The sequence below is a fragment of the Nonomuraea monospora genome, assembly GCF_039531895.1.
Lineage (GTDB): Bacteria > Actinomycetota > Actinomycetes > Streptosporangiales > Streptosporangiaceae > Nonomuraea > Nonomuraea monospora.
In genome coordinates this window covers 185,754-209,290 of record NZ_BAAAQX010000005.1, presented here as the reverse complement: position 1 = coordinate 209,290, position 23,537 = coordinate 185,754, and the positions used below count along the sequence as shown (strand labels likewise).

The window sequence follows — 23,537 nt, the reverse complement described above, 5'->3', positions numbered from 1 at the left end:
GTATCCCTTGCCCCGCCGACGGTGTGCGATCATCTTCGGGTGTGGCAGCGTCTTGGCGTACTCGACTGGATCAGGGTCGGGCTGCTGGTCCTGGGGCTGGTCTTCGTGGCGACCGGCCTGCTGCCGTGGGACGACGCGGTCACCAGCCTGCGTGAGATCGGCCCGCTGCTGATCTTCCTGGTGGCGGTCATCGTGCTGGCCGAGCTGACCAAGGAGGCGCAGGTCTTCGACGCCATCGCGGCCAGGATGGCGGTGCTCGGCCGTGGCAACTACGCGGCCCTCTTTTTTCTTTGTGTCATTTTTGCGTCATTTGTCACGATATTTCTGAATTTGGATACGACGGCGGTGCTGCTCACCCCCGTCATGCTCGCCCTCGCCCCCCGCGCCCGCATCGCCGCCCTTCCCCTCGCCATGACCACCATCTGGCTGGCCAACACCGCGAGCCTGCTGCTGCCGGTCTCCAACCTGACGAACCTGCTCGGCATGCGGAAGATCGGCCTGGACGCCCAGGAGTTCGCCGCCCGCATGTGGGCGCCCCAGCTCGCCGCCATCGCGGTGACGATGGTGTTCCTGTGGGTGTTCTACTGGCGGCGCGGCGAGCGGCGCGACCTGCGCTACACTCCGCCGGTGCTCGAACCGGTCGCCGACCGGGCGCTGTTCTCCGCCGCGTCGGCCGCGTGCGTGCTGTTCATCGCGCTGCTGCTGGTGGAGACGCACGTGGCGATCGCCGCCACCGCCGCGGCCGTCGTCGTGGCTGCCGCCTTCGCGCTGCGCTCCCGCGAGCGCCTGACGTGGAGCCTGATCCCCTGGCAGCTCGTCATCTTCGTGACCGGCCTGTTCCTGGTCGTGCCCACGCTCAGCCTGCACGGCCTGTCCACCGTGATGACCTGGATGATCGGCACCGAGGGAGACCCCTACCGCACCGCCGCCGTCGGCGCGGGGCTGTCCAACGTGATCAACAACCTGCCCGCCTACAAGGCCGTCGAGACCGTCATCCCGGCCACCGACCAGGACCTCCTGCTGGCCCTGCTGGTGGGCACCAACGTCGGGCCCGTCATCACCCCGTGGGCGTCGCTGGCCACGCTGCTGTGGTTCGAGTCGTGCCGCCGCCACGACGTCCGGGTGCCGATGCGCCGCTTCCTGCTCACCGGGGCCGGGCTGGCCGTCGTGGGGGTTCCCGCGACGGTCTGGGCCCTGGTGACCTTCGGGTGAGCCGTCAGGCGGCGGCCAGGGCGTAGGCGCCGGCGACCGCGTCCAGGGCCCAGCGCATCCGCCGCACGTACGTCTCGGGGTGGTCGCCGGCCTCCTGCGCCACGAGCGCCGCGCACCAGGACGGGTCGCCGCCGCACGCGCACAGCCGCTCGTCCACGGCCTCGCGGATCTGGAACGGGGACAGCTCCTCGGACGGCTGCAGCGCGGTGACGAAGAGCACCTGCGCCAGCTCGGTCGTGGTCATCATGTCGGGCTCCCTCCACCGTGGTGCCGTTGTCCGGCACCCTCTAAATAGACGTCGAACGGCGGCGGAACTCATCGACAAAGGACACAGACCATCTGTGGACTTTTCCTCATTTCAGGAGCGAGAGCAGCCCCGGCAGGGCCCGCGGATGGGCGGCCACGAAGCTGCGCTCGTCGCCGGGGCCGTCCACGCACTCCTCGTAGGGCCCGCCGTCCAGCCGCCGGATCTCGATGCCCGCCTCCTGCGCCAGCAGCGCCCCCGCCGGGAGGTCCACCACCCCGGCCCGATAGCCCACGATGCCGTCGATGTCGCCACGCGCCAGCATCGCCCAGGCCAGCAGCGGCGCCCAGAGCTGCAGCACCCGGCGGGCGCCGAGGTCGAGCGCCGTCTTCAGCCGCCGCACGGTCGCGTCGTCCCTGGCGATGCCGTACCCCTGGGTCCAGGCCAGCAGCGGCCCGTGCGGGCTCGGCGCGTACGGCGGCGCCAGGCGCAGCCCCGAGGAGGTGACCGCGCCCCTGCCGCGCACCGCCGACCACGTCTGACGGGAGACGGGGTCGTGCACCACGCCCAGCAGCGGCCGCCCGCCCCGGCACAGCGCCACGCCCACCACGTACGTCGGCAGCCCGATGGCCACGTTGTTGGTGCCGTCGAGCGGGTCGACCAGCCACGTCCACTCGCCGCCCGCCGCCCCGACCAGCCCCGACTCCTCGGCGATCACCGTGTGCGACGGGTACGCCGTCAGGATCCGCTCCAGCAGCAGCTTCTCCGAGGCCAGGTCCAGGTCCGTCACCACGTCGCCGGCCTCGCCCTTGGCCCTGGTGCCGAGCGCGCCCCTGGTGCCCTCCAGGAGCAGCGCGCCCGCGGCCTCGGCGGCTTCGACGGCGACCGTACGAGCGTGATCCAGGTCCATCGGGTGCCTCTCAGGTCAGGTGCGCGGTGATCATGCGGATGGCCAGGGCCGTCTCCGCCGAGTCCAGCGGCTGCCTGGACACGTGGTGCGGGCCGCCGGCCAGCGGGCCGAGCGACAGGTCGTGGCTGCCGGGACGGCCCCGGCCGAGCGCGATCGTGGCCGCCTCGCCGCCCTCGGGCACCACGCTGCTGTGGAAGCGGTCGGCGGCCAGCGTGTAGGTGTCGCCGGGGCCGAAGATCTCCACCAGGCCGGTGGCGTGCCGCACGGTGCGGGCGGTGGGCGAGATGCGGTCGCCGTCGGCGGCGCTGACCACCTCGTACACCCGGTGCGTGGCCTCGGCGAGCGCGTCGCAGACCACCGCGTGCACGTTGCGCACCTGGCCGTAGAGCACGTGGCTGACCAGGTCCCAACTGTGGCAGTGGATCTGCGAGGTGGTGCTGCGCGCGTGCGCGAGCGAGTCGGTCCACAGGTGGAGGCATACCCCTTCGCCGCCCTGGCGCTCCAGCGGCAGGCAGACGAACCCGAGCGGATGGCGTACGGCCGTCAGGCCCGGCCGTGACAGCTCCGCCAGGGCCCACGCCCGCGCCTCACCGGCTCGCAGGACCTCGCGCACGCTGCTCAGGCTCATGCGTACGGATCCAGCGCGCGCAGGGCCTTACGGGCGATGTCGACGACGTCGCGGCCGTTGTAGGACCTGGGCAGCGGCACCCCGATCCGCTCGAACAGCTCCTGCACCTCCTCGATGGTGGGCTCGTCGCCGAGCGGCACCTTCTTGTACATCTCCAGCGGCACCCGCCGCGCCTGCTCCATGCTGAGCCGCAGCTCGGTGTCGCAGTTCTCGTAGTAGAACGTGTCGGCCAGCGCGGTCATCGCCATGTTCGGGTCCTCGACCGTCATGATCAGGCGGGTCGAGGACAGGTCCCAGCGGAACGTGGTCATCGTCGAGGACAGGCCCACCTCGATGTCGAGCAGGCCGTAGCGCTGGCGGTGCCAGAAGGCCGCCAGGATGGTCGCGTACGACTCCTTCCTGGCCCGGTCGGTCGTCCATGTCTCGCCGGTGCCGTCGGGGGCGTCGGACAGCGAGCGGCGGTAGTGGGCGTAGGTCTCGCACACCTCCGCGTTGGCCGGGTCGATGATCTCGACGCTGACCCTGAGGTGCCGCTTGTCCTTGCGCGCGGCGGCCACGCACTCGGGCAGCGTGACGGCGCGCAGGTAGGTGCCGGTACCGCCCTTGAAGCTCCACCGGGTGGTGTCCCTGCGGGCCTCGGCGTGCGACTGGGCGATCTCCTGCCTGCTGCCCAGCACCCTGACGAGCTGCAGGGAGTCGAGGGCCCTGCGGGTGCTGTGGGCCAGCGTCTCGATCTCCTCCAGGCGGGCCAGCCGCACCGGCAGCTCGGCCAGCGCCCCTGAGGTGATCGTCTTCTCGACGGGCGCCTGGCGGGCGCGGTCGCGCAGCAGCGCCGTGGCCACCAGCGCGAGGATGACCAGGGTCGCGGCGGTGACGAGCTGGCGCTGGATCTCGTCGCCCTGCGTGCCGAAGATCTCGTCGGGCATGATGCCGAGCACGCCCACGACGATCGCCAGGCCGAGTGCGATGGCGCCGTCCGCGTTGCGCGCCGCCCATGGGGCGGACCTCTTCAACGCCGCCATGAACCGTGCCATCGTTCGCCCCGCCGTTCGACGATCAGTTCCCGGTCTTTCGAGGTCATGGTAACGAGAGCGCCACGCTACTGTCAGCACACGATCTACTGGCGAAAGATGCCCCGCACTATTGCCTAGACCTATCGAGCCCCGGCGGCAGGTGATGGCGGGCGCGGGACCGCCCGCCATCCCGGCGTCAGAACCAGCCGCGGTGGCGGGCCATCTGCTCCAGCCCGCGCTGCAGCGCCGCGTCCGCCTCGTGCGGCGGCTGGTCGTAGCGGACCGTGAAGCGGTTGTAGGCGTCGTGGCTGGAGCTGAGGAAGCCGCCCCGCTTGTCGGCCTCCAGGATGACGTCCATCTGCCGCGGCCCGGCGATGAACGTCAGCTCCAGCTCGTTGAAGTAGCGCCGCCACTGGCCGCCCGCGTAGTACTCGATCTCCTGGAAGAACGGCATGGTCGAGCCGTACAGCGTGCCCCGCTCCAGGTCGGCCTTCTTGAACTGGAAGCCCAGCCGGTCGAGCGCGCCTATCACGTGCTCCTGGGCGGGCAGCGGGCTGACGAACAGGGGGTCGAGGTCGCCCTTGTCGAGCGCCCCCGCCAGCGCCAGCTCCGTCTGGACGCCCAGCTTCATGCCGTGCAGCGGGTGCCCGGCGATCGCGCTGATCGGCGTCTCCCACGGGATCGGGATCTCGAACTGCTGCTGGTGCTGCGCGCCCGCCGCGAGCTGGAAGGTCCCGGCCACCTGCTGGCGCAGGAAGCTGTAGGACGTCTTGTACTCGTTGTCACCGGACTCGACCTCGACCACGGCGGTGAGGTCGATGTAGATGCCCTCGACCTTGTAGTCGGAGTTGCCGCCACGGAAGTGCACGACGCCGCGCAGCGGCTCGCCCGGGCGCACGCCCGTGTTGGTCAGCACCGTGTCAACCTCGACGCCCGCGCCGAAGGCGGCCATCAACTTGCGGAACACCATGGGGTTCTCCTAAGCGGAAGGTGTGTGACCGTTCAGTTGGCCTGAACCCGAGATGCGGGGGAGCAGCTGGGCCAGGAGAAGGGTGGAGAGCGCGGAGTCCGACTGTCCCTGCTGGGTGCGGACGACCAGCGGCTGGGGTGCGTTCTCCGCCAGTTTGGCGCCCACGTCCAGGCGCCTGCGGGCCAGCTCGTACTGCAGCACGGCCCGGTTGTCCCGGTAGGACTCGGCCAGCCGGCGCAGCGCCTTGGCCTCGTTCTCGGCGGCGGTCAGCTCGGCCCTGCCGCGCGCCTCGATCTCCCAGGTCACCCGCTGCGCCTCGGTCTCCTGCTCCTCCAGCATGCGCGCCACGTCCTTGCGCGCCGTGTTGTGGGCGGCCTTGACCTCCACGACGCGGGCGTCGCGGGTCTTCTTGGAGCGTTCGATCTCCATCAGCAGCGTGTCGATGCGGCGCTTGCGGGTCAGCTCCCACTCGCGCTCGTAGGCCGACAGCTCCTTGGCCACCTTCTCGCGGGTGGCCAGGTGCTGCTGGTACTGGTCGGGGAGCTGCACGTCGGGGATGTTGGCGCCGGTGATGCGCACGCCGTAGCGGCCGAGCTGGCGGTTGAGCGCGTCCTGCATGTCGCCGACGTCGGAGCCGCGCAGGTCGTAGGCCCGCTCGGTGTTGACCCTGCGGCTGCGCTGCCTGATCGCGTCCTGCACCGCGCTGGACAGCACGAGGTCGAAGTTGCCCGCGCCGATCGTGCGGACGAACGCGACGGGGTCCACGATCCGGAACTTGAGGAAGAACTCGATCGACTTCAGCGGCACGTTCTCGGCGGTGGGGCAGGCCACGATCGGGGCCGAGTACGGGATCTCGGTGGAGGTGTCGACGACCGCGTCCACCCGGTCCCACGGCAGCCAGAGGTAGTGGCGGCCCGGCGGCAGGGTGCCCGTGATGGCGCCCCAGCGGCTGCGCACGCCGGTGGTGCCCTCCTCGATCTCGATGATGGCCTTGCGCCAGATCGTCAGCAGCGCCAGCAGGACGAACAGCAGCGCCCCGAACGTCCCGACGAGCCGGAAGCCGGTCAGCGCGGCCATGCCGGCGAAGTACAGCGCCAGGAACACCAGGGTCATCCAGGCGAAGCCGCGCCGGTCCTTGGGGATGACGACGGGCACGAGCTGGCCCTGCTCGCCGCCGCGCAGGAGCTGGCGGATCTCTCCCCAGGAGGCCAGTGACTCCTTGATCTTCGAGAACTCGCGGCTCATCTCAGATCTCCCCCTTCCCGGGCAGCAGGCGCTCAACGGTGCGTTCCAGCAGGTTGTCCGGCTCGGGCGCCGCGGACGGAACCTGCGGCGGCTCCTCCACGTCGGCGGCGGCCTTCTGCAGCAGCGCGGCGATCTCGCTCTCGCGCCCGCGCACGCGGGTGGCGATCTCGTCGAGCCTGCCGCGGATGGCGGCCATGTCCTCGGCGGAGAACAGCACCGCGTCCTTGCCGCCCACGAGTTGCTGGGCCAGGGCCAGGAAGTCGATGTCGGTCTGCTCGCCCACCTGCACCACCTGCGGCAGCCTGGTGGCGACGGACTCCAGCTTGGCCAGGAGGTCCTGCTGGAAGCGGTAGTCGAGGATCTCGGGCGCCTCGGCGGCGGACAGCGCCCTGATGTCCAGCGCCTGCGCCTCCAGGAGCGCGGAGTTGGCGTTGGCCGTGGACTCGGCCTCGACCAGGCGCTGCCTGGCCTGCGCGGTGGCCTGGTGGCTGGCGCGTTCGAGCGCGGTGTCCATGCGGGCTTGGTAGCCGGCGATCTCGGCCTGGATGGCGCTCAGCGTCTCCTGGAGGCCGGCCAGCTCCTTGACCAGGTCGCCCTCGTTCTGCTCCTTGCGGAGCTGCAGCTCGTACTCGTAGGTGTAGGCCTCCTTGGCGACCCTGACCATCTCGGGGGCGGCCAGGTCCATGCGGTATTCCTGGCTGGACGGCTCGGCGTGGGTGATGTTCACGTCGGTGAGCCGTACGGCGGGCAGGAACTGCTGGTTGAGGCTCTCCAGCATGCCGAGCGTGCTCTCGCCCACCAGGTCGTAGATGTCCTCGGCCCGCTGCGCGTAGATCAGCGAGCGGGTGACCTCGCTGATGGCGTTCTGCAGCTTGGACTGGAAGCCGCTGACCGAGCCGAGCACGAAGATGAACTCCGCCGGGTTCTCGATCCTGAACTGCAGGAACAGGTCGACGCTGGCCTTGACGCCCTGCTGGGTGGGGGCTTCGCTGATCGGCGCGTTGAACGGGTACTCGCGGGTGGTGTTGACGATGTAGCTGACCCGCTTCCACGGGTTGAACAGCGTCACCCGGCCCGGGTCCGCGATGTGCACCAGCTTGCCGAACTGGGTGATGAGCGCCTTGCAGCCCTCGGGCACCATCACCACGCTGCGCCGCCACCACAGGAACCCGGCGGCCAGCACGAGAACGACCCAGTAGTGCGGGCCGAAGATCACCTCGGCGTTCGGCACGATGTTGCCGAGCGCGCCGATGAGGCCGAGCACCACGAGGATGCCCAGCGGCACGATCACCTTGGCGGTGCTGCCCTTGGGGATCACCACGGGTGAGATGACGTGCATGCCGTTCTCGGCGAAGCTGCGGTTGACGATCTCGCCGGCCTCGTTCAGCGACGCGGACTTGGCCTCGATGACGGTGCCGACGGAGACACCGCCGTCACGGGCCGCCGCGAAGTCGTGCGGGTTGAGCCTGAAGCCAGGCGCCTGGCCGGCCAGTTGCCCCGCCTGGTCGATGACCTGCCCGGCGGCCTGCCCCATGGCCTGCCTCACGTCACCCCCTTGGGCCACCGCTTGGGCCATGCCCCGTCCTGCCTGGATCAGTGCCTCTCTGGGTCGTGACATCGAACCTTCCTTTTCCGCTACAGGCGATTCCGACCGTATCGGGTGCGACTTACTGTTCGCTTGCAATGTGGTGTCATATATGTATTGCCACCTGTAGTAGATGTGCTATGTATGTAGTAGTCCTACTACTTGGAGGGTTGATGGGAGCGGTAAAAGAGCTCGCAGGCGGCCTCGACCTCGGGAAGGACGCCGCCGCCGTCGAGGTCGCCGGGCTGCGGATGGCATACGGCGACAAGGAGGTCCTGCGGGACGTCGCCTTCACGATCAGCCCAGGCGAGGTGATCGCGTTGCTCGGGCCCAACGGCGCGGGCAAGACCACGACGATCGAGATCCTGGAGGGGTTCAGGAAGCCCTCCGCCGGTCACGTACGGGTGCTGGGCGTGGAGCCCGCCCGCGGCGACGAGCGGTGGCGCGCCAGGCTCGGCGTCGTGCTGCAGTCGTGGCGCGACCACGGCCGCTGGCGGGTGCACCAGCTCCTGCACCACCTCGCCCGCTACTACGAGCCGTACGCCGACCCGCACCGGCCGCCGTTCGACACCGGCGAGCTGATCGAGGCGGTCGGGCTCGCCGAGCAGGCCGGGCAGCGGATCAAGCAGCTCTCCGGCGGCCAGCGGCGCAGGCTCGACGTCGCCATCGGCATCGTCGGCAGGCCCGAGGTGCTCTTCCTCGACGAGCCGACCGCCGGCTTCGACCCGCAGGCCAGACGCGACTTCCACGACCTGGTGCACCGCCTGTCCGACCTGGACGACACCACGATCCTGCTCACCACGCACGACCTCGACGAGGCCGAGAAGCTCGCCGACCGCATCCTCATCCTGTCCGGCGGCCGGATCGTCGCCGACGGCAGCCCCGACAGCCTCACCCGTGAGTACTCCCGCGACGCCCAGGTGCGCTGGAGCCGCGACGGCGAGCACTTCGTGCACGCCACCCACGACGCCACGGGTTTCGTACGCGAGCTGTTCGAGCAGCACGGCGCCGCGATCGGCGACCTGGAGGTGCGCAGGGCCTCGCTGGAGGACACCTACATGACCATCGTCAAGAGGGAGGAAACGTGAACCCCGTGCTGCACGCGATCCGCCTCGGGGGCTCCCGCGGCTGGATCGAGTTCAAGCAGCAGCTCACCAGCGCGCAGGACATGGGCTTCACCGTGGTGAGCACCGTGGCCCTCATCGTCGTCCTCTACTTCCAGCGGGACGCCAAGCTGCCCGGCACCGAACTCTCCCTGGCGGCCGCCACGCTGCCCGGCACGGTGGCCCTGATGCTGCCGGTGAACGCGCTCATGGGCGCGGTGGGCGCGTTGTCCGTCGAGCGCGAGGACGGCACCCTGCTGCGGGCCAAGGCCATGCCCCAGGGCATGATCGGCTACCTCGCCGGCCGGATCGTCAGCCTGTCGATCAGCACCCTCGGCGCCGCGGTGCTGATGCTCGCCGCCGGGCTGCTCCTCGTGCCGGGAGTGCTCGGGATCGGCCCGGGCGACTGGCTCACCATCGCCTGGGTCGGCCTGCTCGGGCTGCTGTCGTCGCTCACCATCGGCGCGATCATCGGCTCACTGGCCCGCAGCCCGCAGGGCGCGGCAGGGCTGTCCATGCTCACCGTCAGCGGGCTCACCGCGATCTCGGGCATCTTCTACCCGATCTCGGCGCTGGCCGGCTGGCTGCAGGTGCTCGCCCAGGCCTTCCCGCTCTACTGGCTCGGCCTGGGCATGCGCTCCGCGCTGCTGCCCGACGCGGCCGCCGCCGCGGAGATCGGCGGCTCGTGGCGGCCGGTGGAGACCACTCTGGTGCTGCTCGTCTGGGCGGTCGCCGGGCTGCTGGCGGCGCCTCCGATCCTGCGCAGGATGGCCGGGCGCGAGTCGGGCTCGGCGATGGAAGAGCGGCGTCACCGGGCGATGCAGCGGGTGACCTGAGAAACTACGCGTGATGAGCGAGAACGTCTACAACCGCATCGCGCTGCTGCGCGCAGAGCGGAACGTGACCCGCCGGCAACTCTCCGACGCCCTGGGGGTCCACTACCAGACCATCGGCTATCTCGAACGCGGCGAGTACAGCCCCAGCCTCTACCTGGCGCTGCGCATCGCCGAGTACTTCGAGGTGCCCGTCGAGGTCGTCTTCTCCACCACGCCCTTCCCCCGGATAGGCGAGCGCACGGCCTGACGGTTTCTGTCGGTCGGGCCGCCTACAGTGGCAGCATGCGACCGGTCACTGATTTGCAGCGGAAGGTGGCGCCCTTCGAGGTCGTCACCGAGATGACTCCATCCGGCGACCAGCCGACGGCCATCGCCGAGCTGGAGCGCCGCGTCAAGGCCGGGGAGAAGGACAGCGTCCTGCTGGGCGCCACCGGCACCGGCAAGACGGCCTCGATCGCCTGGCTGATCGAGCGGCTGCAGCGGCCCGCCCTGGTCATGCAGCCCAACAAGACGCTCGCCGCGCAGTTCGCCAACGAGCTGCGCGAGATGCTGCCCAACAACGCGGTCGAGTACTTCGTCTCGTACTACGACTACTACCAGCCCGAGGCGTACGTCCCGCAGAGCGACACCTACATCGAGAAGGACTCCTCGATCAACGACGAGGTCGAGCGGCTGCGCCACTCGGCCACCAACTCGCTGCTCACCCGCCGCGACACCATCGTGGTCGCCTCGGTGTCCTGCATCTACGGCCTGGGCACCCCGCAGGAGTACGTCGACCGCATGGCCCGGCTGCGCGTCGGCATGGAGACCGACCGCGACCAGCTCCTGCGCCGCCTCGTCGACATGCAGTACACCCGCAACGACCTGGCCTTCACCAGGGGCACCTTCCGCGTGCGCGGCGACACGATCGAGATCATCCCCAAGTACGAAGAGCTCGCCGTGCGCATCGAGATGTTCGGCGACGAGATCGAGAAGCTCTCCACCATGCACCCGCTGACCGGCGAGGTCATCACCGAGGACGAAGAGCTCTACATCTTCCCCGCCTCCCACTACGTCGCAGGCGAGCAGCGCATGGCCGCCGCCGTGGCCGGCATCGAGGCCGAGCTGGCCGACCGGCTGGCCGAGCTGGAGCGGCAGGGCAAGCTGCTGGAGGCGCAGCGGCTGCGGATGCGCACGACGTACGACATCGAGATGATGCGCCAGGTCGGCACCTGCTCCGGCATCGAGAACTACTCGCGGCACATGGACGGCCGCGAGGCCGGCAGCGCGCCCAACACGCTGCTCGACTACTTCCCCGAAGACTTCCTGCTCGTCCTCGACGAGTCCCACCAGACCGTGCCGCAGATCGGCGCCATGTACGAAGGCGACGCCTCCCGCAAGCGCACGCTGGTCGAGCACGGGTTCCGGCTGCCGTCGGCGCTCGACAACCGGCCGCTGAAGTGGGAGGAGTTCCTGGAGCGCATCGGGCAGACGGTCTACCTGTCGGCCACGCCGGGCCCGTACGAGCTGGGGCGGGTCAAGGGCGACGTGGTCGAGCAGGTCATCCGCCCAACCGGCCTGGTCGACCCCGAGATCGTCGTCAAGCCCACCAAGGGCCAGATCGACGACCTGGTGCACGAGATCCGCGAGCGGGCCGAGCGCGACGAGCGCGTCCTGGTCACCACGCTCACCAAGAAGATGTCCGAAGACCTCACCGACTACCTCCTGGAGCTCGGCATCCGGGTCCGCTACCTGCACAGCGAGGTCGACACGCTGCGCCGCATCGAGCTGCTGCGCGAGCTGCGCGTCGGCGAGTTCGACGTGCTCGTCGGCATCAACCTGCTGCGCGAGGGCCTCGACCTGCCCGAGGTGTCGCTGGTGTCCATCCTCGACGCCGACAAGGAGGGCTTCCTGCGCTCCGAGACGTCGCTGATCCAGACCATCGGCCGCGCGGCCAGAAACGTCTCCGGCCAGGTCCACATGTACGCCGACAAGGTCACCCCGTCCATGGAGCGGGCCATCGACGAGACCAACCGGCGCCGGGCCAAGCAGATCGCCTACAACGAGGCCAACGGCATCGACCCGCAGCCGCTGCGCAAGAAGATCGCCGACATCCTCGACTCACTGTCCCGCGAGGACGCCGACACCCAGCAGCTCATGGGCGGCGGCCGGCAGCAGTCGCGCGGCAAGGCCCCCGTGCCCGGCTTCGCCGCCCGGCAGGCCGGCCAGCACGCCAAGGCCATCGCCGGCGAGATGCCGCGCGCCCAGATGGAGTCCCTGATCGAGTCGCTGACCGAGCAGATGCACCAGTCGGCGGCCGACCTGCAGTTCGAGGTGGCGGCCCGGCTGCGCGACGAGATCAAGGAGCTCAAGCGCGAGCTGCGCGACATGCGCGAGGCGGGGGTTCAATAGGTCGTATGCCTTCTGACCTGGGCGAATGCTTCACCCGTGGGTGGGCAGCGTCCAGGGTATGAACAAGACGATCATTGGGGCCCTGGTCGGTGCGTCGGTGCTGGCGGGGGGCTGCGGCGCCGTCGTCCGCGAGGTCGAGCGGCTGGCCGTCCGCACCTCGCCGACCATCGGCACCCCCACGTTCGCGTCCTCACCGGCCGGCTCGCCGGGGGCGGGCGACCTCAAGCAGGCCGCCCAGGCGGCGCTCGGCGCGGTGCCCGGCTCCACCCTCGTCTCCATCGAGACCGAGGAGAACGGCCGCCTGTGGGAGGTGCAGGTCGTCGGCAAGGACGGCACCGAGCACCAGCTCGACGTGGAGTCCGGCAAGGTCGTCGCGGGGCCCACCACCGAGCAGGAGGACGCCGACGACAAGGCCAAGCACCGGGCCCGTGTTTCGGCGGCCAAGCTCGACTACGCCCAGGCGGCCGACAAGATCGTCGCCGCGGTGCCTGAGGGGCGGGTCACGGAGCTGAACCTGGACACGGAGCAGGGCAAGACCGTGTGGGAGGCGGATGTGGTGGGGGCGGACGGGGTCAAACACGAAGTGGCGGTGGACGCGGCTACGGGCGCGGTCACCAGGAACAACGCCGCCACGTCCTGACAAACCCCGGCCCGCGGCCAGCGCCACGGCACGCGGCCAGCGCCGCCGCGCGGTAGGGCCCCGCATGCGCCAGCGCTACCGCACGCGCCAGGGCCGCCGCACGCGCCAGGGTGATCACATGCGGCCAGGGCCACCGTGTGGGGGCGGGCCATCGCACGCGGGCACGGGGCCGCTGTGTGCAGCCGAGGGTGCGGTGGAGCCCCCAGGCCAGGGGACGCCTGAGGTCAGGGGACGCCTTGGGGAGGGGGACGCCTTGGGTCGGGGGCCGCCTGAGGTCAGGGGAGCAGGGCTGTGAGGGTGCGGGCGAAGGCCTCGGGGTTGTCGAGCATGATGTTGTGCCCAGATTCCGGCACCTCCAGCACCCGCACCCCGGCCTCCCGCAACTCCGCGGCCCCGGCGGGCTCGTCCCCCTCCGGGTACAGGAAGGCGCGCGGGATCGGCAGCCCGGCCAGCAACTCGCGCACGGTTGGCTCCGTCCCCCTGGCCAGGCTGACCGCGGTGCGGTGCAGTGCGCGCAGGTCGGCGAGGCGCATCGTGGACCACCAGTGCGGCCCCACCCGGTCGCGCACCTGCCTCCACCCTCCCGCCAGGAACTCCTCCTCCCCGAACGCCGCGATGCCGCTGCTCCCGGGCGGGACCGGCGTAGGCGGGTAGGGGTCGAGGTTGGCGTCGACCAGCACCAGCCGGGCGACCAGCTCCGGATGGCGCACGGCCAGGACCGTGGCCACCGCCCCGCCCATGCTGTGCGCGATCGCCGAAGCCCCCGCCACCCCGGCCTTGCGCAGCCCCTCCGCGAGGGTTTCGGCGTGCTCCTCCAGCGTGTACGAGAACTCCCGCGGCCGGTCGCTGATCCCGAACCCGAGCAGGTCGATCAGCAGGGACCGGTGGCGGGGCAGCAGGGGATGGGCCGCGACCTCCGCGTAGTAGGGGGCCGAGGTGGCGCCGAGTCCGTGGACGTAGACACGCGCCGGCTCCTCGCCTGGCAACTCCACCCAGCGCATGCGAGCGCCGCTGTGATGGACGATGGCATCGTGCATGACGGATCTCCTCGTATATCGGCACCAATATATATCGGATCCGAGGTATGATGACAGTCATGCTGGAGCTGGCCATACTCGGATTCCTCAGAGATCGGCCCCTACACGGTTACGACCTGCGCCGCAGAGTGGCGGCGCTGATGGGGCACGTGCGCCCGGTGGCCGACGGCACGCTCTACCCGGCGATCAAGCGGATGGCCGCGGCCGGCTGGCTCGTCAGGAAGGACGAGCCGGGGGTCGCCGCCGCGCCCCGGCGCACCCTCTACCTGACGCCCGAGGGCCGCGCCGAGATGGAACGCCGGCTGCGCGACCCGGACGAGCTCGATATCAGCGACGAGAACCGCTGGTTCATGCTGCTCGCCTTCCTCCGCCACCTGGACGAGCCCAAGGAGCAGGCGGCGGTGCTGCGCAGGCGGCTGACGTTCCTGGAGGAGCCGACGAGCTTCTTCTACGACGGGGACAGGCCGATGGGCGCCGAGGAGTTCGCCGACCCGTTCCGTCAGGGCCTGCTCACCATCGCCCACGCCACCAGCCAGGCCGAGCTGGCCTGGCTGCACCACACCATCGCCACCCTCGAATCGGTCACCGGCTGAGCCCGGCGCCCTCGCGAGGCGGGTCGGCCGGGCGGGGATCGGCCCAGGTACAGCCTGGCGTCCTTCCGAAGCGGCCACCGGTCGGATCGGCCCCAAGTTGAGCTTGGCGCTCTTGCGAGCGCGGGTCGGCCGGGCGGGGATCGGCCCAAGGTTGAGCATGGGCGTCCTTACGGGGCGGGGCGGCTGGGCTCGTATCCGTCACAAGCCGAGCCCGGCCTCCTTGCGGAGCAGGGTGGGCAGGTCGTCGGGGTCGGCGGCGGCCACGCCCTTGGCGGCGAACCACGTCGCCACGTTCCGGGCGTCGCGATCGAGGAACGACGGCCCGGCCGGATGCGCGATCACGTCCACGATCTGCGGCAGGTCGATCACCACCAGCCTGCCGTCATGCACCAGCAGGTTGTACGGGGACAGGTCACCGTGCGCGAGCCCCTCCCGGGCCAGCGTCACCATGGCCGCCACAAGCTGCTCCCACAGCCCGTCGAGCCCCTCGGCCACCTGCGCCAGCCGCGGCGCCGCATATCCGTCGGCCGTCCCGACGAACTCCTGAAGGATCTCCGTCCCGACGATCTGCACCGGGTACGGCACCGGCACCCCCAGCTCCCACAGCCGGCACAGCGCCGAGAACTCGGCCACCGCCCACTGCGCGGCGATGGCCTGCTTGCCGAAGGCGGTGCGGCTGGCCATGGCCCGGTTCATGCGGTCGTCGCGCGTCCTGCGGCCCTCCAGGTAGCCGGAGTCGCGGTGGAACAGGCGGTGCTCGGACGAGCGGTACCGCTTGGCGGCCAGCAGGCACACCCGGTCGGTGCCGGGCACGCCGCGCGAGATCAGGTGGACGTCGGCTTCCTTGCCGGTCTTGAGTATGCCGTGCTCGGTGTCGACGGCGGCCAGCTCGGTGACGAGCCAGCCGGGGTGGGGCCGCGGCCCCTTCTCGGTCGGGGTGCTCTGGTCCCAGGTGGACCAGCGGTCGCCCTCAGGCGGGCCGTCGAGCGTCTCGGGGGCGTTGTCGAGCCATTCGAGGTCGTCGGCGTCGAGGGCGTTCCTGCCACGGCGGCGGTGTTGCGAGTGCTTCGGCACGGTGGGGTGACTCCAGGTCTGAGGCCCACCGGCGGGTTGCGATCAGGTCGGCTGACGCTCGGTGGGAGGGGATGAGGACGCGGAAAACGGCACGCGGACAGTCGTTGTCACGGTCTCAGCCTCCCTTCGTGCAGCGGTGATCGATACGCGCCATGAGTATGGCGATGCGGCTGGTGCCGCCGCAACTCATTTACCGCTCAGCGCGGTGGCCTCAGGTCGAGGTCGATGTCCACGTCGAAGCCGATGTCGGTGCGCAGCCGCCCGCGGTGGATGCCGGTGGGGACGTATGCACTGACGGCGGGCTCAAGCTCGAACGTGTGAACGACGGGCACGCCGTCTTCCTGCTCCACCCGCCAGAAATGCTTGATTCCCGCGGCCGAGTACTTGATCGGCTTCGTGGTGCGGTCGCGCTCGCTGGACTCGTCCGAGACGACCTCGACGACCAGGTGGACATCCTCGGGCTTGAACGAGGTCACCTTCGCGGTGAAGGCAGCGCTCTTGACGAGGAGGACGTCCGGCTCCGGCCGCTGGTGCGGGCCCAGCGTCACCGTCATCTCCCGGACCGTCATGAGCTCACACGGCGGGCGGAGTGACCGCTCCAGCAGGCGGAGCGCGAGCATGTGGAAGCCGGTCTGCGGCGGCCTCGTGACGAGTGAGCCGTCGATCAGCTCGACGTGCCGGGACGCGCCAGGGGGAAGGTGATCGAGCATGTCAGCGGTCCACCCGCCGGAAGGCCCGGGGCGGAACCACCTCGACAAGATCATGCGACACCGCTCAACATGACCGTCAGGGCCGGTCCCTGCGCTCTTCCATCGACCGCCGGTACAGCTCGTCGATCTCGTCCAGCGGGTCGGGCGCGCGTCGGCGGGCCTCGATCTCCAGGTCGGTGCGGGAGGTGAGGTCGGCGATGCCGGTGGAGGTGTGCTGGACCTGGTCGCCGAGGAGGTCGGCGCGGATGCGGGCGCACATGGCGGTCAGCTTGGCCTGGTGTTCCCTGAGCCGGTCGAGGGTGGCGTGGTCGACGTACGGGGACAGGCGGCGCTGCTGGGCGTACATGCCGAGCTGCCCGTCGTGCACGTCGGCCTGCGCGGTCAGGTCGGCGAGGAGGCGGGGCAGGTCGCCCAGGCCCCAGCCGAGGCTCTGCGCGTGCTCGACGGCCTGACGGGTGAGGGTGACCTCGCGGCGCAGGTCGAGGCGGAGCCGTTCGACCTCGGCGGCGTCGCCCGTGCCCATCGCGTTGACGTGCGTGCTGATGCGGGCGGTGGCCTGCCTGGCCTTGACGGCGGCCTTCTTGCCCAGCTTCACCAGGACGTAGATGCCGACGCCGCCCAGCAACAGGAGGAACGCCAGGATCACCAGCACGATGACAAGGAACTCGCCGATCTTCGCCACCTCCTGTTGGTGTTGGTGACTTGAAGGATAGTCGGCTCGGGCGGTTGGGGCGCGCTCGTGGCCGAGGTCGTGGGCAAGCAAGCTCTTGATCAGATCTGACCGGTGTGTTTCAGTGCACATGTCTTCCCAACCCACCCCTAGAGAGGGCATACAGGGTGCTTGACGGCAAGGTTGTGATCATCACGGGTGGCGCTCGCGGCATGGGGGCGGCCACCGCGCGGCGCTGCGTCGCGGCCGGGGCTCGGGTCGTGCTCACCGACGTGCTGGTGGAGGAGGGTACGGCGACCGCGAAGGAGCTGGACGCCCGTTTCATTCAGCATGACGTGACCAGCCAGGACGCCTGGGCGGCCGTCGTCGCCGAGACCCTGGAGGCGTACGGACGGGTGGACGGCCTGGTGAACAACGCCGGCATCGCCACCATGCTGACGATCGAGCAGCAGCCGCTGGAGGAGTTCCAGAACGTCCTCCAGGTGAACCTGGTCGGCACCTTCCTGGGGCTGAAGGCCGTGGTCGGGCCGATGCGGGAGCAGGGCGGCGGCGCCATCGTGAACCTGTCGTCGGTCGCGGGCCTGTTCGCCCTGCCCCTGACCGGCGGGTACGGTGCCTCCAAGTGGGGGGTGCGCGGGCTGACGAAGATCGCGGCGCTGGAGTTCGGGCGGGACAGGATCCGCGTCAACTCCGTCCATCCCGGGATGATCGTCACCCCGATGACGCAGGGACTCGGGGCCGTTTCGGGGGAGGGCACGTTCGGGCTGGCCCCGGCCGGGCGCTGGGGGGAGCCGGAGGAGGTGGCGGAGGCGATCACGTTCCTGCTGTCGGACGCCGCCTCGTACGTGACCGGCGCCGAGCTGGCGATCGACGGCGGCTGGACAGCGGGGGAGGGCTCGCTGCTGCCTCCACCCAAGGTTCCGCCGAAAAATCAGGAGGCCTAGATGCCGTACGCGGAGGTCGGCGAGGGCGTGCGGCTCTTCTACACCGACGACGGCACGGGCGATCCGCCGTTGCTGCTCGTGCACGGCTGGGGGACCGACTCGCACCAGTGGTCGTGGCACATCGACGCGCTGGCCTCCGCGCACCGCGTGCTCGCCGTGGACCTGCGCGGCCACGGCTACTCCTCGGTCCCGGAGACCGGCAACACGCCGCATGCGATGGCCGGCGACCTGGACGTCCTGCTCGACCGCCTGGGCATCCCCCAGGTGGTCGCCGTCGGGCACTCGATGGGCGGCCAGGTGGTCTCCATCCTGGCCGTCGAGCATCCCGAGCGGGTGCGGGCGCTGGTCACCCTCGACCCCGGCTACGGCATGTCGGCGGAGATCGCCGCAGGCTTCCCCCGCATGATCGCGGGCCTGCGGGGCGAGCGTCCGCACCGGGCGGCCGAGCGGATCGACGAGTGGTGCACGAACGCCGGCACCCCCGCCGTGATCAGGCGCTGGCACAAGCGCAGGCTGTACGGGATGCCGCCGCACGTTCTGGTGGAGGCGTTCGAGGCGATGTTCACCGCGCCAGGCGCGATCGGGGTGCGTCCGGCGAGCGACGACTACCTGGCCCGCAGGCGGTGCCCGGTGCTGTCGATCTGGGCGGACGCCGGGCGGGCGAGCTGGGAGGCGGGGCTGCTGAAGGACCCGGCGTCGGTGGTGCTGTCGTGGGAGGGCGCGAGCCACCGGCTGCACGAGGAGCGCCCGGACGACTTCGTCAGCGCCGTGAAAGGCTGGTTACGCCGCCTGTGACGGCCCAAAAAAGCACGCGATGTGATGGGCCCGGCGGCACGGGATGTCCCGCCGGGCGCCAACGACGTGTGAGCGTGCCAGGGTTGGGGGCCACGGATTGCCGCCCACACGCTTTCGATCCCTTTGTTCGCTACCTCTGGACCCACGGTAGGCGTCCGCCGGCCACCGGCGCGTCACCCCGTGGGCGGATCGCGGGTCACCCTGGCGGGTGATGCCCCCGTGCGGCCCTCCTGCGGGCGCGGAAGCGGCGGGCCCGGCGCAGCACCCACCACGCGAGCACCGCGAACAGCAGCAGCACGACGATCACCAGGACGGGCAGGAACAGCGCGATCAGGCTCATCCCGAACGACCCGGCGTCCTCGACCGTGCTGACGACCGGCGCGCCGACCCCGGCCGTGCCCGCGTTGATCACCGGGCGGGCGGCGGACTTGAGCGCGTGCACGGCCAGCGCCATCACGATGCCCAGCAGCCACCCCGCCCACGGGTTCTGCGTCATCCAGGAGGAGTTCTCCAGCTCGGCGGCGGCGCTGGTGGCGGAGAAGACCACGCCGCCGGAGGCGGGGCGCACCACGGTCTGGATGGCGTCGTTGACGCTGTCGACGGCGGGCACCTTGTCCAGGACCATCTCGGCCAGCAGCAGCACCGCGAGAATGGCGAGCACGCCCCAGTTGGACAGCCACGCGTAGCCGTCAGGCAGCCGCACGGCGTCGGTGACGTTCGCCAGCACCCCCACGACCAGGAGCGGGATGTATGCGTTCAGCCCGGCGGCCGTGGACAGCCCCAGACCGGTCAAAGCGGCCAGCATGCCCCTAGTCTGCCCGGGCGGCCTCGTCCATGAGGCGTGTCAGCGCGGGATCGGTGAACTCGGTCATCGCCCGCTCGTACTTCTCCATGCCCCACGACCAGAAGTCGAAGTCGATGGTGTCGTTGGCGCCGTCCTGGATGGAGGCCCACAACGTCCAGCCGTACTTGGACATGAGGCCGAGCAGGCGCGCCCGGGCGATCTTGTGGCGCAGGCGTCGGCCGTAGTACGCGGTGACCAGCTCGTCCAGGTGGCCGGGCGGCAGGTCGGACTCGCTCCAGATGTTGCCCAGCTCGAAGCAGGGATCGTTGTTGCCCGCGTACTCGTAGTCGATCAGCCAGAGCCGCTCGCCGTCGTCCAGGATGTTGCCGGGCAGCAGGTCGTTGTTACACGGAACCGTCCCCTCGGCCCTGATGGCCAGACATTTCCGGATCTGGGCGACGGCGGGCATGAAGTCGAGGTAGCGGGGCGGCAGCCGGAAGCCGCGATCCCGCACGATCTCCAGGTAGCGCCGCTGCACCTCGAACATGTCGAAGTCGCGCACGAACCGCGGCCCCGCGTGCAGTCGCCGGCACGCCCGCGCCACGCGCGGCAGGTTCGCCGGGTCGAGCAGATCCGCCTCCGTGTACGTCCGGCACCCCGGCAGGAAGCCGACCACGAGCACCCCGAGCTCCGGCAGGTAGTCGTGGACCGGCGCGCCGACCCCGGCCTTCGCCGCCGCGATCGAGTTGGCGTGCTCGGCGTCCCTGTCGATGGCCAGCAGCTCGCCGTCGCTGGCCCACAGGCGCACCACGTACACGCCGGACGGCGTGGTGACCTTGTAGTTGTGGTTGGTGAGCCCGCCGGGCAGCTCCTCCACGGAGCGCGGCACGCCGGACAGCAACGGGATGCGATCGAGGACCTCGGGCGCGGCCATGCTCGATGCTAGCCCCGCCGCACTAAACGGTCTAGACCTTTAGGGGCGCGCCGGTTAACCTCGCGACCATGAGCGACTCGGCCCGGATCGTGATCATCGGCGGCGGGGTGGGCGGCGCGTCCGTCGCCTACCACCTCACCCAACTCGGCGAACGCGACGTCGTCCTGCTGGAACGGGACGAGCTCACCAGCGGCTCCACCTTCCACTCCGCCGGGCTCGTCGGTCAGTTGCGCGCCGACCCCACGCTCACCCGGATGAACCAGTACTCCGTCGAGCTGTACCGCACCCTCGACGCCGGATGGACCGAGTGCGGCGGCATCAAGCTCGCCTCCACGCCCGAGCGGATGGCCGAGATCCGCCGCCAGATCGGCTGGGCGCGCACCTTCGACCTGCCGCTGGAGGAGATCTCCGTGGCCGAGGCCGTGGAGCTGTTCCCGCTGATGGACCCGGAGGGCGTGGTCGGGGCGGCGTACCTGCCGACGGACGGGCAGATCGACCCGTCCCAGCTCTGCTACGCGCTGGCGAGCCGCGCCCGCGAGGGCGGCGTCACCGTGCGCACCCGCACCCGCGTGCTCGGCGTCACCGTCGAGCGGGGCCGCGTCACGGGCGTGCGCACCGACCAGGGCGACATCGCCTGCGAGATCGTGGTCAACTGCGGCGGCATGTTCGCCGCCGAGATCGGCCGCATGGCCGGCGTGCGGGTCCCGATCGTGCCGATGTCGCACCAGTACGTGGTCAGCGACGCCTTTCACGACCACACCGGCCTGCCCACCCTGCGCGACCCCGACCTGCTCGTCTACTACCGCCAGGAGGTCCAGGGCCTGGTCATGGGCGGCTACGAGCGTAACTGCGCGCCCTGGACGGCAGGCCACGACTCCTACGACGCGGTGCCCGCCGACTTCAACGGCCGCCTGCTGCCGGAGGACTGGCCCAGGTTCGAGGAGATCTCGGACAACTCCCGCATCCGCGTGCCCGCCATGGCCGACGTCGGCATCCGCAAGCTGATCAACGGGCCTGAGGCGTTCACCCCCGACAACGAGTTCTGCCTGGGCGAGACCGAGGTCGCCGGGTTCTTCGTGGCCGCCGGCTTCTGCGCGCACGGCATCGCGGGCGCGGGCGGCATCGGTAAGGTGATGGCCGAGTGGATCGTCGAGGGCGAGCCCAGCATGGACCTGTGGCACATGGACGTGCGCCGCTTCGGCCGCCACTACCGCTCGCCGGCGTACACGATCAAGAGGGCGGTCGAGAACTACGAGACGTACTACGACATCCGCTACCCGGGCCACGAGCGGTCGGCGGGCCGGCCGCTGCGGGTCTCGCCCGCCTACGGCTGGCACGCCGCCAACGGGGCCGTCTTCGGCGAGAAGTCCGGCTGGGAGCGGGTCAACTACTACGCCGCGAACGAACATCCGGGCGAGGAGGAGCGGCCCGGCGGGTGGGCCGGGCGGCTGTGGTCGTCCGCGATCGGGGCCGAGCACCGGGCCACGCGCACGGCCGCCGGGCTGTTCGACGAGAGCTCGTTCGCCAAGATCGAGGTCACCGGGCCCGACGCCGCCGCGCTGCTGGAATGGGTGTGCGACAACCGGGTCGCCAGGGACGTCGGCGCGGTCACGTACACGCAGGCGCTCAACCGGCGCGGCGGCATCGAGTGCGACTTCACCGTCACCCGGCGCGGCGAGGAGGAGTTCCTGGTCGTCACCGGCACCGCGTTCGGCGCGCACGACCTGGGATGGCTGCGCAAGCAGGCGGCGAGCACCGGCTCCAAGGCCAGGATCGCGGACGTGACCGGGCAGTACGCGTGCTTCGCGCTGTGGGGGCCGCGCGCCCGCGACGTGCTGGGCGGCCTGACACCCGATCCGCTGGACTTCCCGTTCATGTCCGCGCGCGAGCTGACCGTGGGGGACGTGCCGGTGCTGGCGCTGCGGGTGACGTTCGTGGGGGAGCACGGGTGGGAGCTGTACTGCTCCAGCGAGTACGGGCTGGGGCTCTGGCAGACGCTGTGGCGGGCCGGGGAGCCGTACGGGCTGGTCGCCGGGGGGTACCGGGCCATCGACAGCCTGCGGCTGGAGAAGGGCTACCGGGTGTGGGGGGCCGACCTCGGGCCCGAGACGACGCCGTACGAGGCAGGGCTGGGCTTCTGCGTCAAGAACGACAAGGACTTCCTCGGCAGGGACGCCCTCGACCCCGCGCCCGCGCGGCGGCTGCGCTGCCTGACGCTGAGCGACCCGCGCGCGATCGCGCTCGGCAACGAGCCGGTGCGGGTCGATGGGCGGGTGCGGGCCCGGGTGACGTCCGGCGGGTACGGGTACACCGCGCGCGAGTCGATCGCCTACGCCTACCTGGAGGCGGAGCCCGGCACGCCGGTCGAGGTCGAGGTGGAGGGCCGGTGGGTGCCGGGGACGGTGGTCAAGAGCCCTCTGGTGCCGTGACGCCGCTGCGCACCGTGATGCGGACCCGGTCGGGGCGGAACAGGTCGCGGGCGTACTCGACCGGGGTGCCGTCCGCCGCGTAGGCGGTGCGCTCGATCAGCATCAGCGGCGCGCCTGGCTCGATGCCCAGCTCGGCGGCCTCGGCGGGCTGGGCGATGACCGGGTCGAGGTGCTCGGTCGCGGTGCGCGGCTCCAGGTCGTAGCGGGCGGCCAGGAGCGCGTACAGGGAGCCGGTGAGGTCCTCGTCGAGCAGGCCGGGCAGGCCGGGGAAGTACGAGCGTTCCAGCGCCACCGGCGACGGCCCGGCCGAGCGCACCCGCGCCACCTCGTGCACCGGCTCGCCCGGCGCGACCCCCAGGGCCCGCGCGGCGGCGGCGGGCGCGGGCACCGTCGCGGCCCGCAGGATCCGCGCCTCGGCCCGCAGGTGGGCGCGGCGCATCTGCTCCGTGAACCCGGCCAGCCCGGTCAGGTCGCAGTCGATGCGCGGCGCGGGGCGCGGCTCGGCCACGAACGCGCCGCCCGACCGGCCCGGCACGCGCAGCAGCACGCCGTCGCGCTCCAGCGAGGCCAGCGCCTGCCGCAGCGTCATCCTGCTCACGCCGAGCCGCCCGGCCAGCTCCCGCTCGCCGGGCAGGCGGTCGCCCGGCGTCAGCTCGCCGCCGGCGATCGAGGCGAGCAGCCAGCGTTCGATCTGCACGTGCGCGGGGACGCCGGTGCCGCGTTCCAGCTCAGGCGGGGTCCCGACCACAGGCGCAGGTTACCTTCTGGACAAGACTCGGAAAACGCCCGG

The 23,537-nt window shown here is 70.9% G+C and carries 24 protein-coding genes; 10 read left to right on the top strand and 14 right to left on the bottom strand.

Features of this window, described 5'->3' with window-relative positions; translation table 11 throughout:
- Positions 1-39: 39 nt before the first annotated feature.
- Positions 40-1,212: an ArsB/NhaD family transporter gene (locus tag ABD331_RS12235; protein WP_344473795.1), complete on the top strand. Its 1,173-nt coding sequence runs from the start codon at positions 40-42 to the stop codon at positions 1,210-1,212.
- Between the two features lie 4 nt (positions 1,213-1,216).
- Here the strand turns inward: ABD331_RS12235 and ABD331_RS12230 are convergent, their stop codons facing one another.
- The 7 genes from ABD331_RS12230 to ABD331_RS12200 form a co-directional block, all read right to left on the bottom strand.
- The gene (locus ABD331_RS12230; RefSeq protein ID WP_344473793.1) at positions 1,217-1,459 is read right to left on the bottom strand and encodes a hypothetical protein; all 243 of its coding nucleotides are present in this window, start codon (positions 1,457-1,459) and stop codon (positions 1,217-1,219) included.
- 106 nt (positions 1,460-1,565) lie between these two features.
- A complete protein-coding gene (locus tag ABD331_RS12225) occupies positions 1,566-2,366 on the bottom strand; it encodes an inositol monophosphatase family protein (protein ID WP_344473791.1) in 801 nt (266 codons plus the stop codon).
- 10 nt (positions 2,367-2,376) lie between these two features.
- Entirely contained in the window at positions 2,377-2,994 is a 618-nt protein-coding gene (locus ABD331_RS12220) for a hypothetical protein (protein ID WP_344473789.1), read from the bottom strand.
- Positions 2,991-4,016: a hypothetical protein gene (locus ABD331_RS12215; protein WP_344473788.1), complete on the bottom strand. Its 1,026-nt coding sequence runs from the start codon at positions 4,014-4,016 to the stop codon at positions 2,991-2,993. The genes ABD331_RS12220 and ABD331_RS12215 overlap by 4 nt, the downstream gene beginning before the upstream one ends.
- 187 nt (positions 4,017-4,203) lie before the next feature.
- A complete protein-coding gene (locus tag ABD331_RS12210) occupies positions 4,204-4,977 on the bottom strand; it encodes a sporulation protein (RefSeq protein ID WP_344473786.1) in 774 nt (257 codons plus the stop codon).
- A 9-nt stretch (positions 4,978-4,986) separates the two neighbouring features.
- On the bottom strand, positions 4,987-6,222 hold the full coding sequence (locus tag ABD331_RS12205) for an SPFH domain-containing protein (RefSeq protein WP_344473785.1): 1,236 nt from the start codon (positions 6,220-6,222) through the stop codon (positions 4,987-4,989).
- Between the two features lies 1 nt (position 6,223).
- The gene (locus ABD331_RS12200) at positions 6,224-7,840 is read right to left on the bottom strand and encodes an SPFH domain-containing protein (RefSeq protein ID WP_344473783.1); all 1,617 of its coding nucleotides are present in this window, start codon (positions 7,838-7,840) and stop codon (positions 6,224-6,226) included.
- A 140-nt stretch (positions 7,841-7,980) separates the two neighbouring features.
- On the opposite strand from ABD331_RS12200, the gene ABD331_RS12195 reads away from it, so the two are divergent.
- From ABD331_RS12195 to ABD331_RS12175, 5 genes are read left to right on the top strand one after another with little or no spacing between them, the layout of a single operon-like run.
- Positions 7,981-8,895 carry an ABC transporter ATP-binding protein gene (locus tag ABD331_RS12195; RefSeq protein ID WP_344473781.1) on the top strand — a complete coding sequence of 305 codons (915 nt, stop codon included), beginning with the start codon at positions 7,981-7,983 and terminating at the stop codon, positions 8,893-8,895.
- Positions 8,892-9,746 carry an ABC transporter permease gene (locus ABD331_RS12190; protein WP_344473779.1) on the top strand — a complete coding sequence of 285 codons (855 nt, stop codon included), beginning with the start codon at positions 8,892-8,894 and terminating at the stop codon, positions 9,744-9,746. The genes ABD331_RS12195 and ABD331_RS12190 overlap by 4 nt, the downstream gene beginning before the upstream one ends.
- A 13-nt stretch (positions 9,747-9,759) precedes the next feature.
- The gene (locus ABD331_RS12185; protein WP_148441575.1) at positions 9,760-9,993 is read left to right on the top strand and encodes a helix-turn-helix transcriptional regulator; all 234 of its coding nucleotides are present in this window, start codon (positions 9,760-9,762) and stop codon (positions 9,991-9,993) included.
- 35 nt (positions 9,994-10,028) lie between these two features.
- Positions 10,029-12,137 carry an excinuclease ABC subunit UvrB gene (gene uvrB, locus ABD331_RS12180; RefSeq protein WP_148441576.1) on the top strand — a complete coding sequence of 703 codons (2,109 nt, stop codon included), beginning with the start codon at positions 10,029-10,031 and terminating at the stop codon, positions 12,135-12,137.
- A 58-nt stretch (positions 12,138-12,195) separates the two neighbouring features.
- The gene (locus ABD331_RS12175; RefSeq protein ID WP_344473776.1) at positions 12,196-12,777 is read left to right on the top strand and encodes a PepSY domain-containing protein; all 582 of its coding nucleotides are present in this window, start codon (positions 12,196-12,198) and stop codon (positions 12,775-12,777) included.
- A gap of 275 nt (positions 12,778-13,052) precedes the next feature.
- Here the strand turns inward: ABD331_RS12175 and ABD331_RS12170 are convergent, their stop codons facing one another.
- A complete protein-coding gene (locus ABD331_RS12170) occupies positions 13,053-13,814 on the bottom strand; it encodes an alpha/beta fold hydrolase (RefSeq protein WP_344473774.1) in 762 nt (253 codons plus the stop codon).
- 59 nt (positions 13,815-13,873) lie between these two features.
- Between ABD331_RS12170 and ABD331_RS12165 the strand changes: the two genes are divergently transcribed.
- Positions 13,874-14,407: a PadR family transcriptional regulator gene (locus ABD331_RS12165; protein ID WP_344473771.1), complete on the top strand. Its 534-nt coding sequence runs from the start codon at positions 13,874-13,876 to the stop codon at positions 14,405-14,407.
- 198 nt (positions 14,408-14,605) lie between these two features.
- Here the strand turns inward: ABD331_RS12165 and ABD331_RS12160 are convergent, their stop codons facing one another.
- The 3 genes from ABD331_RS12160 to ABD331_RS12150 all read right to left on the bottom strand — a co-directional run bounded on the left by ABD331_RS12160 (position 14,606) and on the right by ABD331_RS12150 (position 16,873).
- On the bottom strand, positions 14,606-15,481 hold the full coding sequence (locus ABD331_RS12160; RefSeq protein ID WP_344473769.1) for a serine protein kinase RIO: 876 nt from the start codon (positions 15,479-15,481) through the stop codon (positions 14,606-14,608).
- 197 nt (positions 15,482-15,678) lie between these two features.
- Positions 15,679-16,191 (bottom strand): Uma2 family endonuclease, encoded by a 513-nt coding sequence (locus ABD331_RS12155; protein WP_344473768.1) that lies wholly within the window; start codon positions 16,189-16,191, stop codon positions 15,679-15,681.
- A gap of 76 nt (positions 16,192-16,267) precedes the next feature.
- The gene (locus ABD331_RS12150; protein ID WP_344473766.1) at positions 16,268-16,873 is read right to left on the bottom strand and encodes a hypothetical protein; all 606 of its coding nucleotides are present in this window, start codon (positions 16,871-16,873) and stop codon (positions 16,268-16,270) included.
- Positions 16,874-16,977: 104 nt separating this feature from the next.
- Between ABD331_RS12150 and ABD331_RS12145 the strand changes: the two genes are divergently transcribed.
- Positions 16,978-17,805, top strand: a complete 828-nt coding sequence (locus ABD331_RS12145) for a glucose 1-dehydrogenase (RefSeq protein ID WP_344473764.1) — start codon at positions 16,978-16,980, stop codon at positions 17,803-17,805.
- Positions 17,806-18,600 carry an alpha/beta fold hydrolase gene (locus ABD331_RS12140; RefSeq protein ID WP_344473762.1) on the top strand — a complete coding sequence of 265 codons (795 nt, stop codon included), beginning with the start codon at positions 17,806-17,808 and terminating at the stop codon, positions 18,598-18,600.
- A gap of 196 nt (positions 18,601-18,796) precedes the next feature.
- Here the strand turns inward: ABD331_RS12140 and ABD331_RS12135 are convergent, their stop codons facing one another.
- The gene (locus ABD331_RS12135) at positions 18,797-19,405 is read right to left on the bottom strand and encodes a DUF4126 domain-containing protein (RefSeq protein ID WP_344473760.1); all 609 of its coding nucleotides are present in this window, start codon (positions 19,403-19,405) and stop codon (positions 18,797-18,799) included.
- A 4-nt stretch (positions 19,406-19,409) separates the two neighbouring features.
- Entirely contained in the window at positions 19,410-20,318 is a 909-nt protein-coding gene (locus tag ABD331_RS12130; protein ID WP_344473758.1) for a choline kinase family protein, read from the bottom strand.
- A gap of 68 nt (positions 20,319-20,386) precedes the next feature.
- Between ABD331_RS12130 and ABD331_RS12125 the strand changes: the two genes are divergently transcribed.
- Positions 20,387-22,747 carry a GcvT family protein gene (locus tag ABD331_RS12125; protein ID WP_344473756.1) on the top strand — a complete coding sequence of 787 codons (2,361 nt, stop codon included), beginning with the start codon at positions 20,387-20,389 and terminating at the stop codon, positions 22,745-22,747.
- On the opposite strand, the gene ABD331_RS12120 is transcribed toward ABD331_RS12125, so the two are convergent.
- Complete coding sequence (locus ABD331_RS12120) at positions 22,725-23,495, bottom strand: GntR family transcriptional regulator (RefSeq protein ID WP_344473754.1); 771 nt, start codon at positions 23,493-23,495, stop codon at positions 22,725-22,727. The two genes, ABD331_RS12125 and ABD331_RS12120, sit on opposite strands and share 23 nt — an antisense overlap.
- Positions 23,496-23,537: the final 42 nt, after the last annotated feature.